Source organism: Companilactobacillus furfuricola (genome assembly GCF_003946325.1).
Taxonomy (GTDB): domain Bacteria; phylum Bacillota; class Bacilli; order Lactobacillales; family Lactobacillaceae; genus Companilactobacillus; species Companilactobacillus furfuricola.
Map to the genome: position 1 here is coordinate 140,304 of NZ_RHNT01000001.1, position 13,975 is coordinate 154,278.

The 13,975-nt window shown below is 38.7% G+C and carries 10 protein-coding genes; 7 read left to right on the plus strand and 3 right to left on the minus strand.

The window, feature by feature from the left end:
* Positions 1-81: 81 nt before the first annotated feature.
* The 5 genes from parE to rbsU all read left to right on the plus strand — a co-directional run bounded on the left by parE (position 82) and on the right by rbsU (position 7,609).
* Positions 82-2,082 carry a DNA topoisomerase IV subunit B gene (gene parE / locus EKM78_RS00650; protein WP_125767947.1) on the plus strand — a complete coding sequence of 667 codons (2,001 nt, stop codon included), beginning with the start codon at positions 82-84 and terminating at the stop codon, positions 2,080-2,082.
* A gap of 10 nt (positions 2,083-2,092) precedes the next feature.
* The gene (parC, locus tag EKM78_RS00655; protein WP_125767949.1) at positions 2,093-4,546 is read left to right on the plus strand and encodes a DNA topoisomerase IV subunit A; all 2,454 of its coding nucleotides are present in this window, start codon (positions 2,093-2,095) and stop codon (positions 4,544-4,546) included.
* An 81-nt stretch (positions 4,547-4,627) separates the two neighbouring features.
* A complete protein-coding gene (locus EKM78_RS00660; protein ID WP_125767951.1) occupies positions 4,628-5,584 on the plus strand; it encodes a LysR family transcriptional regulator in 957 nt (318 codons plus the stop codon).
* Between the two features lie 20 nt (positions 5,585-5,604).
* Complete coding sequence (locus EKM78_RS00665) at positions 5,605-6,540, plus strand: manganese-dependent inorganic pyrophosphatase (RefSeq protein WP_125767953.1); 936 nt, start codon at positions 5,605-5,607, stop codon at positions 6,538-6,540.
* 169 nt (positions 6,541-6,709) lie between these two features.
* Positions 6,710-7,609, plus strand: a complete 900-nt coding sequence (rbsU, locus tag EKM78_RS00670; protein ID WP_125767955.1) for a ribose/proton symporter RbsU — start codon at positions 6,710-6,712, stop codon at positions 7,607-7,609.
* 284 nt (positions 7,610-7,893) lie between these two features.
* Here the strand turns inward: rbsU and EKM78_RS00675 are convergent, their stop codons facing one another.
* The 3 genes from EKM78_RS00675 to EKM78_RS00685 all read right to left on the minus strand — a co-directional run bounded on the left by EKM78_RS00675 (position 7,894) and on the right by EKM78_RS00685 (position 11,079).
* Positions 7,894-8,766 (minus strand): hypothetical protein, encoded by an 873-nt coding sequence (locus tag EKM78_RS00675; protein ID WP_125767957.1) that lies wholly within the window; start codon positions 8,764-8,766, stop codon positions 7,894-7,896.
* A gap of 80 nt (positions 8,767-8,846) precedes the next feature.
* Positions 8,847-9,677, minus strand: a complete 831-nt coding sequence (locus tag EKM78_RS00680) for a phage integrase N-terminal SAM-like domain-containing protein (RefSeq protein WP_125767959.1) — start codon at positions 9,675-9,677, stop codon at positions 8,847-8,849.
* Positions 9,678-10,176: 499 nt separating this feature from the next.
* Positions 10,177-11,079: a lactate/malate family dehydrogenase gene (locus tag EKM78_RS00685; protein ID WP_125767961.1), complete on the minus strand. Its 903-nt coding sequence runs from the start codon at positions 11,077-11,079 to the stop codon at positions 10,177-10,179.
* A gap of 152 nt (positions 11,080-11,231) precedes the next feature.
* Here EKM78_RS00685 and EKM78_RS00690 point away from each other — a divergent pair, with 152 nt between their 5' ends.
* Positions 11,232-12,008 (plus strand): HAD-IIB family hydrolase, encoded by a 777-nt coding sequence (locus EKM78_RS00690; RefSeq protein ID WP_164507120.1) that lies wholly within the window; start codon positions 11,232-11,234, stop codon positions 12,006-12,008.
* Between the two features lie 128 nt (positions 12,009-12,136).
* A complete protein-coding gene (gene recQ / locus EKM78_RS00695; RefSeq protein WP_211334318.1) occupies positions 12,137-13,927 on the plus strand; it encodes a DNA helicase RecQ in 1,791 nt (596 codons plus the stop codon).
* Positions 13,928-13,975: the final 48 nt, after the last annotated feature.

Sequence of the window (13,975 nt, forward strand, 5' to 3'; positions counted from 1 at the left end):
AAAAGAACATATGTTTGTTTTTGCTTTCCATGCTATAATTAAACACTGTTACTAAGCTTAATTTAAAAAGGAATGATTTAAATGCCTAAATCATCTTATGATGATTCTTCTATCCAGATCCTCGAAGGATTAGAAGCTGTTCGTAAACGTCCAGGTATGTACATCGGTTCGACCGATTCACGTGGACTGCATCATTTGGTTTACGAAATTGTCGACAATGCTGTCGATGAAGCTCTTTCAGGATATGGTAAAGAGATAAATGTATCAATCAATAAGGACAACAGTATCACTGTGGTCGATCACGGACGAGGAATGCCAACAGGGATGCATTCTTCAGGAAAACCAACGATCGAAGTTATTTTGACCGTATTGCATGCCGGAGGAAAGTTCTCAGAGAACAGTTATAAGACCTCTGGTGGATTGCATGGGGTCGGCTCCTCGGTCGTAAATGCCTTATCTGAATGGATGACTGTCCGCGTTGTTCGAGATCATAAGATTTACGAAGAACGCTTTGAAAATGGTGGTCATCCTAAAGGTACTCTGAAGATGACTGGTAAGACTAAAGAAGATAGTGGAACTACTATCAGCTTTAAGCCTGACGAAAGCATCTTCCAAACTACTAAATTTAATTTTGACACCTTAGCTGAGAGACTTCGTGAATCAGCTTTCTTACTCAAAGGTGTTAAATTTACCATCACTGACAAACGTGGTGAAGAAGACCGTGAAGAAGTATTTCACTATGAAGATGGGATCCAATCTTTCGTCAAGTACTTGAACGAAGGAAAAGATGCGTTAGGTGGGATCTTTTACGTTGAAGGTGAAAATTCCGGTATCGAGATCGAGTTCTCCGGTCAATACAATGATGGCTATTCGGAAAATATTATTTCGTTTGTTAACAATGTTCGAACTGCTGATGGTGGTACTCATGAAGCAGGAATGAAGTCAGGACTTACTAAAGCTTTCAATGACTACGCTAAAAAGGTCGGTCTGCTCAAAGAGAATAGTAAGAATCTCGAAGGTAGCGATGTCCGTGAAGGATTGTCTGCCATTATTTCTGTGCGTATCCCTGAAGAGATCTTACAATTTGAAGGTCAAACTAAAGGTAAATTGGGAACACCTCAGGCACGTTCTGCCGTCGATCAGCTTGTATACGAGCAAATGAGCTTTTATTTGATGGAAAATGGGGAACAAGCCCAAACATTGGTGAAAAAGGCTCTCAAGGCACGTGAGGCACGTAATGCAGCTCGAAAAGCACGTGAATCGAGTCGTAATGGTAAAAAGAACAAGAAAAATGACGGTCTCTTGTCTGGTAAATTGACACCAGCTCAATCCAAGAATTCTGCTAAAAATGAGCTCTTTTTAGTTGAGGGTGATTCAGCCGGTGGTTCTGCTAAGCAAGGACGAGATCGTAAATTTCAAGCTATCTTACCTTTACGTGGTAAAGTGTTGAATACCCAAAAGGCCAAATTAGAAGAAATATATAAGAATGAAGAGATCAATACGATGATCTATACGATCGGTGCGGGAGTCGGTGCCGACTTCAAACTAGAAGATCGTAATTACGACAAAATTATCATTATGACCGATGCCGATGATGATGGTTCGCATATCCAGATCTTACTTCTAACATTCTTCTATCGTTACATGCGTCCATTAGTTGAATCTGGACACGTTTATATTGCTTTACCACCGCTTTATCGGGTTCAAAAGGGCCGTGGATCAAAGATCTACAATTGTTATGCTTGGACGCCTGAGGAATTAAAAGATGCCATCAAAGAAGCAGGTAAAGGATATGACTTGCAAAGATTTAAAGGTCTGGGTGAAATGAACGCCGACCAACTTTGGAAGACAACTATGGACCCCGAAAATCGGATCTTGATCAGAGTTAATATCGATGATGCTGCCTTGGCAGAACGTCGAGTTACAACACTCATGGGCGATAAAGTTAAGCCAAGACGTGAGTGGATCGAAAAGAACGTTCGCTTTAACGGAACTGAAGAAGGCGACAACATTTTGGAAAAAGTCGATGATACCGATCATATGGACAGCCAAATTGTTGATGATTTATTGAATAAGGAATAGGTGATAGATATTGGCAAATAATTCTCCTAAAATCCAAGATATCCCATTAGAGAAGATCATGGGGGACCGTTTCGAGAGATATTCAAAATCGATTATTCAGGAAAGAGCACTACCTGATATTCGAGATGGCTTGAAACCGGTTCAACGAAGAATTTTATATTCAATGTTTTTGGACGGGAATACTTTCGATAAAGGTTTTAGAAAGTCGGCCAAAGGTGTCGGTAATGTCATGGGTAACTTTCACCCACATGGTGATTCCTCCATTTACGAAGCCATGGTCCGCTTGTCACAAGATTGGAAATTACGTGAGCCGCTGATCGAGATGCACGGAAATAACGGATCGATGGACGGTGACCCACCGGCAGCGATGCGTTATACCGAAGCACGATTAAGCAAGATCTCCACAGAAATGCTCCGCGATATCAACAAGAATACTGTTGATGAAGAGTGGAATTTTGATGATACTGAAAAGGAACCAAAAGTTTTACCAGCTCGCTTCCCCAATTTGTTAGTCAATGGAGCAACTGGTATCTCAGCTGGTTATGCGACAGAGATCCCACCACATAACTTAGGCGAAGTCATTGAAGCAACTATCAAGTTGATCGATGAACCAGATACTTCTTTAGAAGAGCTCATGAAGATCGTTAAGGGACCTGACTTTCCTACTGGTGGTATCCTCCAGGGAGCTTCCGGTATCAAAGAAGCATACGAAACTGGTCGTGGTAAGGTTTATTTACGTTCAAAGACTTCGATCCAAGAACTTCGTGGTCACAAGTCACAGATCGTTATCACTGAGATACCTTATGAAGTCAACAAAGCACAACTGGTCAAGAAAATGGATGAAGTTCGTGTGATGAAAAAGGTCGAGGGTATCGCTGAAGTTCGTGATGAAAGTGATCGACAAGGTCTCTCGATCGTCGTTGAGCTAAAACGCGATGTTGATGCTCAAGGGATCTTAAATTACTTATTGAAAAATACCGATTTACAGATCTCTTACAATTTCAACATGGTCGCTATTGCCGAAATGACACCACAACAAGTTGGCTTGATCAAGATGCTCAAAGAGTATATCAAGCATCAAGAAGACGTAGTTTTGCGACGTTCACATTTTGATCGAGATAAAGCTAAGAAGCGTCTTCACATCGTTGAAGGCTTGATCAAGGCACTCTCGATCTTAGATAAGGTGATCAAGACTATTCGTGCAAGTAAGAATAAGTCCGATGCCAAGAACAACTTAGTGAAAGAGTATAAATTCACTGAAGCTCAAGCTGAGGCTATTGTTTCTTTACAGCTTTATCGTTTGACTAATACTGATGTCACTGAATTAGAAAAAGAAGATAAAGATCTGAATGCTCTGATCAAACAATTAGACAAGATCATTAATGATCATCATGAATTAATGTGGGTCATCAAAGAAGAACTTTCTAAGGTCAAAGATACTTATGGGGATGATCGTAGAACTAAGATCGAGGCAAAAGTTGACGAGATCAAAGTTGATACAACTGTCTTGGTCGCTAGTGAAGACGTCCGAGTACTAGTTAGTCACGATGGTTACGTTAAACGTAGCAGCCAACGTTCGTATATGGCTTCAGACGAGGGCGAGAATGGCCTCAAGGACGAAGATTATCCAGTCTTAAACATTGAAGCTAACACCTTGGATCATCTCTTTATCTTTACGGATAAGGGTAATTTGATCTACCGGCAGATTTTTGAATTAGAAGATACTAAGTGGAAAGAAACGGGTTCCCACTTGTCGCAAGAAGTTGGCTTAGCTAATAATGAATCAGTTCTGAAGGCATTCGTCTTCAAAGATCTGAAGCAAACAGGAACATTTGTAACCGGAACTGACGGTAATTACATCAAACAGATCGACTTTTCTGATTTATTACCGGGACGAACTTATAAATCACGTGCCAGCCGCTACATTAAGCTAAAAAATGACGACCAGCATGTTTTTGACGTAGATTATATCCCTGCAGATCAAGCTAACAATCAATTAGTCTATGTATTTACTAAACATTCTTATGCTTCAGCTTTCCCACTAGAAGAGGTTCCAGTCGTTGGTAGTAAAGCTGTCGGTGTTAAATTTGTCAGTCTGAAACCAGATGATGAAGTTGCTGGATACTTTATCGCCGATAAAGACGATACTGAAGATAAAATTGCTGTCTTGACCCAGCGTGGTTCATACAAGCAAATGAAACTATCAGAGATCCCGATCACTAGCCGTGCTAGAAGAGGGGTCTTGACCTTACGAGAACTTAAGCGATCACCACATCGTATATGTTTAGTTGCTAAGACTAACCAAAATATCCAGCTAGAAGTTATCACTGATACTAACCAACACGTCTCAATTGATTTCAACGCTCATAGTGATACTGACCGTTATTCTAATGGATCATTCATTTTAGATCCTGATTCTGACGGTGATCCTATCAGATTTGAAATAAATTATATTAATAAATAAGCAATGCTATAATTAATTTATTATATATAGTATCATTGACCTATAGAGTGTTTAATTTAGACAGTGAAAGGAAGTGATTTTTTGTTAGATGAAGATGCTAGACGTGTATTTAGTTCCAAAGCGTTAAATTATTTTGATGAGTTATCTAAGAACATGAGTTATACCAAAACGGCTCAATCCTTAGGGATTACGCAACCAGCATTAACTCAACAGATCAAAAAAATAGAAAAGGTAGTAGGTGCCCCGTTGTTTTACAGCGTTGGTAAGAAAATCTATTTAACTGATGCCGGATCTGTTTTATTAAGTGCGACTCACGAAATATTTGATGTGATCAATACCGTTACAGACCAAATTCAGCAAAAATCTTCCGAAAGTTCAGGTACGATCAGTATCGGTATTTTGAATTCAGTTGAACCAAAAGTTCTTGAAGACTTTATTGTTGAGTTCAATCGGATCAATCCGAATATCGAGATCGATCTAGTCTTGCTGACTCGTAATGAGATCTGGGACCAGATCCAAAACAATAAGATCGATATTGCTGTAATGTATTTGCCTGACAATACTATCAAAAATTGGAAATCTTATAAGTCAAAGAAGATTATTAATGATACGATAATGTTGGTGCACAATAATGAAAAGATCGCCAAACGTGGCAAAGCTACTTACAAAGAAGCTATCACCACACCGTGGGTTTCTTATTTGCGAGGATATTACTTTACAGACTTGATGATCGAGAAGTTCAAGAATTCATTAGTCGATGTGCCTAAAGTAGTCGCAAGATTTTCTTCACCTTATCAATTGTTGAAGTTCGTACAAGATTCAGATGGCGTCTATACTGGTCTGCCATTGAGCTTTTGCTTAGCTAATGAGCAAATGTTTAAGTATTATCAGACACCACTCGAGCCAGCTATTTCAGCTGATTTAACATTTGTTTATCGTGATGACAAAGATAAGATCCCACGGATCAAAGAATTCTTTACTGAGTGGGATGGCTTTTTAAGTAAGAAGAGTTATATCGATCGTTTGAAATCTTTATAAAACAAAGGAGTAACGTACTAATGGCAAAAGAAAAAGAATTAGTAGTTGGACACAAGAGTCCAGATACTGACGCTGTCGTGGCAGCAATTGCATTTTCATATTTTAAGAATCAAACAGGGTTCAATACCGAAGCAGTTGCTCAAGGTGAACCTAACAAAGAAACAAAATTTGTTTTTGATAAATTTGACTATAAGTACCCACGTATTACTACTAAAGCTAGTGATGAAGTTAAAAAAGTTATGTTGGTCGATCACAACGAAGCACAACAAAGTTTTGACGATATCGATGATGTTCAAGTAACACATGTAGTTGACCACCACCGTATTGCTAATTTCCAAACTGACCAACCTCTTTACTATCGTGCTGAACCACTAGGGTGTACAAGTACGATCCTTTGGAAGATGTTCAATGAACATGATGTTGAGATCCCAGCTAATTTAGCTGGAATGATGGCTTCAGCTATTATCTCAGATACACTTTTACTAAAATCACCTACAACCACTGATCAAGACGTTGCTGCTGTTAAGAGCTTAGCTACAACAGCTGGTATCGACTACAAGTCATACGGTATGGACATGCTTAAAGCAGGAACTGACTTAGATGACAAGTCGACGAAGGAACTTCTTGACATGGATGCTAAGAGTTTTGATATGAACGGTCACAGCGTGCGTGTTGCTCAAGTTAATACCGTTGATGTCGATCATACGCTTGAACGTGAAGCAGATTTTGTCAAAGATATTAAGGCTGAAAACCAAGATAATGGTTACAACCTATTTGTCTTATTGATCACAAATATCATGACAAGTGATACAACTGGTATCATTATTGGTGATGATGCTGACGTTGCTACCTTTGAAAAAGCCTTAAATACTAAGGTTGATGATAACAAAGCTGCATTACCTGGCGTTGTTTCACGTAAGAAGCAAATCGTACCTCCACTTAACGAAAACTTTTAGTAAAATAAGAGTAAATTTTAATTAAAAGAATTTACTTTTTGTTAATCGTTTTCATTGAAAACGTTCGCTTGCTCTTGTATAATCTATATATCATTAAAACTGCTGGTGGTTTTTTGACTGCCGGCAGTTTTGGTGTTTTAGATACTTTCTTAAATAAAGGGGATTTACAATGAGCGTTACAAACATACTAATTGGTCTTCTGCCTATGATCGGCTGGGGTGTTTTCCCAGTCTTGACAGGATACTTCGGTGGAAAGCCAGTTAACCAAATTATTGGTGCAACATATGGTACTTTGCTTGGTGCTATTGTTGTTGCACTATTTACGCAAACACCTCTACTATCTGGAAAGGAATTCTTATTTACCTTCCTTTCTGGTGCAGCCTGGTCCTTTGGTCAGATCTTTGTGTTCTATGCCTTTACGGAAATGGGTGTTTCAAGAACAATGCCTATTTCAACTGGTTTCCAATTGATCGGTGCTTCTCTCTGGGGCGTCTTCGTCTTAGGTGAATGGTCAACCGGAATGGCTAAAGCAATCGGCTTTTTCGCTATTTTCTTGATCATCATTGGTGTTTACTTGACTACTTATACTGAGAATAAGAATCAGACATCAACTGGTACTAATGGCAGTAAAGCATTAAAGGGTGTAGGTTTAGTATTGATCGCTGAAGTTGGTTACTTAGCATACTCAGCCTTCCCACAAGCAGTTGAAGTTTCAGGATTTGAAGCCTTTCTACCACAAGGTTTAGGTATGGCTGTTGTGGCAACGATTTTTGCATTTGCAACTAAATCAAACAGATCTTCAAAACCTTACAGAACTAAGAGTTCATACACTAATATCATCAGTGGTTTGTTCTTTGCCTTAGCTGCCTTATCATATTTGATTTCTGCACGTCCAGAAGTTAATGGTTTAGCTACAGGATTCACACTTTCACAAATGAACGTTATCCTTGCTACACTTGGTGGAATTTACGTTCTTCATGAAAAGAAGACATCAAAAGAAATGGTCGCTGTACTTAGTGGTTTAGCTTTAGTTGTTATCGCTGGTATCATTACAGCATTTATCAAGTAATCTTATGTGTCTAATGTTATGCAATGACTATGGTCGTTGCATATTTTTTTTGCAAGAATTCGTTTCATAATAGAGAAAAAGCGCTCCAGGAATTTTCCTGGAGCGCTTTTTTGAGACTAGGTCTCAGAATACTTCTATCCAATAATGTGGGGGATCTCGGTAATTATTAGTGATGAGTCTAATGTTACCGAAATCTAAGGAGTGTCAAATAGGGAAATCACCAATACCTACCTGACATCTTCATCATAGGTCCAATAAGTACAATTGTTAAATAAAAAGTTGATTTATTTTACAATTACTGTTCTAGCAGCGATCAACTGACCGTTGGAGTAACGGATAGTGTCATTGCCATTGTTACCAGTAATAAGACCGTTGGTAGATAATAGTTTTAATTCAGCTTGACTCATATTACTTACATCAAAGAAAATACTTTGAGCATAGGTACCAGCTTTTAATGTCTTAGGTAAAGCACTAATCGCCACTTTTTTACCATCTTGATAAACATTACTTACTGGGGCAATATTTTTAGCCTGATAAGTTTTGCCTTGGCTATCAGTAATAGTGAAGTTCGGGATCTGATAAATGTTTGTAAAGACATTTGGTGTAGCGTTAGTTGTTGTGATCGTATCTTGGAAGTCGACATTTAAAGAATTTAAAGCTGGAACGGTGATCGTGATCGGCTTTTCAATCAGTGTTTGACTGTAGTTAAAGTTGTTTAAAATCTGTAGTTTTAGTTGCGCAGTTCCGCCATTTTTTTTGAGATCAGGGACAGTTTGGGTCTTAAAAGTCCAAAAATCGTCGTCTGCTGGACTCAAACGATACTTGTAATGATTTGCTAAGGCATCATTTCTCGTTGCTTTAGCATAGTTAGTATTGGCTTCACCGAGCCAGAGAGGCATGTCACCGGCAACGAATTGATCAAAAGTTCGATAATAACCATCAACTTCTTCAGCAAGTTCATAGCTTGGGATAGTGACATTGTCGTTTAAATTATCTAGGAATGAATTTAGGTAATCAATTGGAAATGGTTGATAGATCAGATCAGAATCATTAGTTTCAGTGGTGGTAGCTTGGACAGAATTGTTACTTAGGCCGATTGAGAGCATGGTTAAGCCTAATGTTAAAACAGTCGTTTTAAATAATTTATGTTTGAACATTTTTGTTCCCCTTTTATAATCAATATCAACATTATAATTCAAAAGCAACAAAAATTCTTTGACTATAAACAAAATTAATATTAAATTTCAAAGTCAGTTTCACGAAGTAATCGACGATAGTAGAGTAAAGAACTTGCACTGAGTTGATCAATGATCGCTAAATCATCATCGGTTGGTTCTCTTTTCGAAAGTAAAATCAGGATGAAAGTCGTGTATAGTTTTTTTGGTGTAAGTTCTAAATCTAATTTCTCACTATCTTTTTTTAAATCTCGATGTAACGCAGCGGTACTTAAGAGAGGCGATTTAGCACCTTTATTTCGACTCAAAAAGAGATTTTTCGTATTCCAATACGATTGCCAAGGTTCGATGAAATCATGATATTCTTGGAGAAATTGGCGCTGCCTGGATGAAAATTTAAGTGAGGTGAAAGTTTGATAGAATCCGTCTGACAAAGCTGTCTGGTAATGGAATCCCTTAGAAATTATCAACATTAATAAACGAGGGTAGACGTGGAGATTTTGATTTGTTAAATAATCGTCGAGATTCAAGAATATTTCGACAGGAAAGTTGTCTTGGAGAGGGACTTTTAAACTATTGATATTTAACGTCGGCAAATCGTCGATCAACTTATTGGCAAATAGATATTTGAAATAAATATTCAAATTGCTAAGAACTTTATTGATCGTACTAGGACTCAAACGCAGTTTATGTTCTAAAAAGGACTTGTATTCAAGCACATCAACATCGTGGATCGAGTGAGTATCGAGCGTGCTTTTGAACAGTTGATCGTGCTCAACTAAATAATCCAAAAAATCATGGAGTGAATTGAGATATTCATCGTGTGCACGCGCTGAAATATGACGTGTCTTTAAATAAGCATTAAATCCAGTGATATATGGGATCTTTGTCATAGCGGACCTCACTTAAACAATTAATACTTATATGTTAAAGTAAATCGAACATCCGTTCAACAAAAAAGAGAGTGGAGGTGCACGGGTAGCTGCTGAGGATTAACGCGGGTGGTCGGACAGGTGCTGCGAAGCAGTGCCACGACCACCTGTGTTAACCGGAGGCCGCTGTGCACCGGAACTCGTTTCCATATCCTTGAGAATTAAAATAACAACCTCTATTCAATTTGCTTCAAATTTTGCTACTAAAGATTTAAAGATCCACTTATTCGAAAGCAGTGCTCGCTGATAGTTTCTAAACCGGAGGCCGCTATCAAGCGCAACTCGTTTCCAAAAAAGAGAGTGGAGGTGCACGGGTAGCTGCTGAGGATCAACGCGGGTGGTCGCACAAGGTGCTGCGAAGCAGTGCCACGACCACCTGTGTTAACCGGAGGCCGCTGTGCGCTGCAACTCGTTTCCATGAAAAAAGATCTACATATCTTCCATATGTAGATCTCATTAATTAAATAGCCGCATACATTTCTTTGATGCTGGCGACAGATTTTTCCCATTTTGCTTGCTCATTGTCATTGAAGTCTAAAGGATAGACTTTTTCAATACCGGATCCCACGAGGGCAGGTTGACCAATATAGATGCCTTCATTCTCATTGTAGACGGAAACTGGCATGATCTTTTTACTATTGCTGAGTACGGTTTGAACGATCAAAGCTGTTTGATTAGCGATCCCGTAGCAAGTAAATCCTTTGCCAAAGAAAATATCGATCCCGTTTTGTTTAGCTTGATTTTCGAATTCATCTTGCTGAGCTTGAGTCAGAGTATCGCTCAAGACAGAGTCGCCAACGGATACTTTTGTCCATGGAACGAATTGCGTCATACCATGTTCGCCAACGACTGAACCGTTGATATTGTTAGGATGAATGCCTAGTTCAGCACTGACAGCTTGTTTCATGCGGGCAGTATCCAAAGAGGTTCCTGTTCCAAATACCTGGTCATGTGGCAAACCAGTTTCTTCTTGCAACATCCTCGTAATGACATCACAAGGATTGGTGATATTGATCAAGATACCGTGAAAACCAGCTTGTTGGATCTTAGGTCCCCATTCTTGAGCTACCTTTTTCGTATAATTCAATTCATCAAAACGGTTACCGCTATCTTGCTGGACAGAAATTTTCCCAGCAGAAAAAATAATGATATCAGTATCCTTTAATTCCTTTAGATCAGGTTTGATGATCTCAACGTGTGAATTGAGTCCAACTTGCCCATCATAAAGATCTTTGTATTGAGCTGTAACAATTTTTTCATGTTTATCGAACAATACTAATTGGTCGATCAAATCTCGACTCACTAATGTATAAGCTGTCGTACTACCGACATGACTTAGGCCAATGATCGCAACTTTACTCATAAAATGCACCCCTTATTTTTTAAACATTAAAATTATAGTGGTCTTAATTAGAATAAAAGTCAACCTGATTAGTAAAATACTAATTTAAAAACAATTAATTCAGCAATTATTACGTATATAATGTATTTATGAATATTTTGAGGAGTTTAATTGTGGGAGAAATTAAAGTAGTATTTTTTTATGTCGATGGAACTTTGGCACAGCACAATAGTGGCAATAATTCATCTATTTTGGAGCGGATCCCAGATTCCACTTTCCAAGCTATCGACTTGTTACAAAAGACTGAGGTGATCCCAGTGATCGCTACGGGAAGAAACCGTGGCATGATCGAACAAGTGCTGCAAAAGTTAGGGATCAATAATTTAATTGCTAATAACGGACGTTACGTTGAGGTAAACGGTAAAGTTATCAAACACGATACTTTTGATCAGCAGCAATTAAAAGAAATCGTGACTTTTTTTAGAAATCGCGATATACCGTTTTGCTATGAGACCGCTGAAACGCTTTACCAAAACCGATTTTCAAAATTCATTCCAGATAGCTCGATGACAATCAAACAAATTTCTGATACGGTGATCCCAGATGAGGTCATTCAATTGATTGTCAGAAACGAGACCAATGAGCAGCTGAAAGTGCCAGTCAAAGGCGTCAAATTGGTTAAAGTTGCACATGATGTTTATGATGTGACCCAAGATTTTTCAAATAAAGCCGTTGGGATCTCAGCTTTTATGAGCGAATGCCAAATTAATCAACAACAGACGATGGCTTTTGGCGATGAGGAAAATGACTTGGAAATGTTCAAACACGTTCACATGGCGATAGCGATGGGTAATGCTCCAAAAATCGTCCAACAAGCAGCAGATTTTGTGACCGATCCGATCGATCAAAATGGTATCCTTCACGGTTTGAAACATTTTGGGTTGATCTAAAAAAATCCAGACAATTTTAACGTAATTTGATATCAAGGAGAGAATTAATGAAAATACTGCTCATGATTAGGTGGATTTTTCAGTTAATGATATCCTAGTAATGAACTTATTTTTAAGGAGTTTTCATGATTACTAGTCCAAATGAAATATTGAAGAGCACCTTTGGTTACGACGATTTTCGCCCTGGACAATTGTCGATCATCCAAAAGGTGAACGCGGGAAAAAGAACTTTAGGCATCATGCCAACTGGTGGTGGAAAGTCGATCTGTTATCAGATACCGGCCTTGATGTCGTCGGGATTAACATTAGTCGTATCCCCACTGATCTCCTTGATGAAGGATCAAGTTGATAGTCTTAACGAGATGAATATCCCAGCAACTTATATAAATAGTACTTTGAGTTATTTTGATGCTAACGAACGGATGCGTTACATCGAATCTGGAGCAGTAAAATTGCTTTACGTTGCCCCTGAGAAAATTGAAAATGAAGAATTCTACAATTGGCTAACTCATCTACCAATACAATTGATCGCCATCGATGAAGCTCACGTTTTATCATCGTGGGGCCATGATTTTCGTCCTAGTTATTTAAACGTTATCGATCCCTTGAACCAGTTACCTAGTCAACCATCTTTACTAGCGTTGACTGCTACTGCCACGCAACGGGTTCAACAAGATTTGATGCAAATTTTAGATATTTCTGAGGATAACGTTGTTAAAACTGGTTTTGAAAGGACTAATTTAGCTTTAAAAATCGAACGAGGTGTCAACAAGCCACGTTATGTAACTGAATACGTGCAGTCTCATCCTAACGAATCAGGGATCATTTATGCTGGCCGTCGAAAAGATGTTGAAAAGATATATGATTTACTAAAAGAAAAAGGCTTCAAAGTTGGGAAATATCATGCTGGCTTAAGCGATTCGATCCGTCACGAAATGCAGGAGAAGTTTTTATTCGATGAGATCGATGTCATGGTCGCGACCAACGCCTTTGGAATGGGAATAAATAAGACTAACGTCCGCTTTGTGATCCACTATACGATGCCGGGTACGATAGAGAGCTATTACCAAGAAGTAGGTAGGGCAGGTCGTGATGGCTTGGAAGCAGAAGCTATTTTACTTTATTCTCCCGCTGATCTAAGACTGCATCTATTTTTTATTGAGCAATCAGAAGCTGATGAAGCTTATAAACAGAGCTTAAATGATAAGCTGCGTGAAATGAATCAGTATGCCAAGACCGAATTGTGTTTGATGAATTATATTTTGAAATATTTTGGTGAAACAAAGACCACGCCTTGTGGTCACTGTTCGAATTGCCTTGACCAGCGTCCGGCTAATGATGTAACAGCTAAAACGCAACAAGCTCTTAGCTGTGTAGTACGCATGGATCAACGCTATGGTAAGAAAACTGTCGCCAGGGTCTTGGCAGGGAAGCCTGATATTGCTAACGATTGGCGAAATTTTGGCAAATTATCGACTTTTGGATTGATGCACGATGAGACGTTGAAATATATTGAAGAGTTTATTGATTTTTTGACAGCTAATGACTTTTTGCAAATGTCTCAAGGTCGTTATCCGGTACTACAACTGACTCAAAAAGGGTTAAAAGTCTTGAAGAGTGAACTGAAAGTCAAGCGTCGGGAAACACGGATCACCAAACAACAAAGTCCAATTATTGACGATGGTAATTACGATCAACAATTATTCGAGAAGTTGCGTCAATTAAGATTGAATTTGGCTCACGCTGCCGATGTGCCACCGTTTGTAATCTTCTCTGATAAGACATTAAAAGATATGGCGCAGATCTTGCCGCAGAATAGTGAAGAATTTTTGACGGTCTCCGGAGTTGGACATGCTAAACTTGAACGATATGGCGACAAATTTATTCATGAGATCAAGGAATATCAAGCTGAAAATTAAATGAATTTTGGGAGCAGTTGTTATAATAAATGTTTTACGAAAACATCT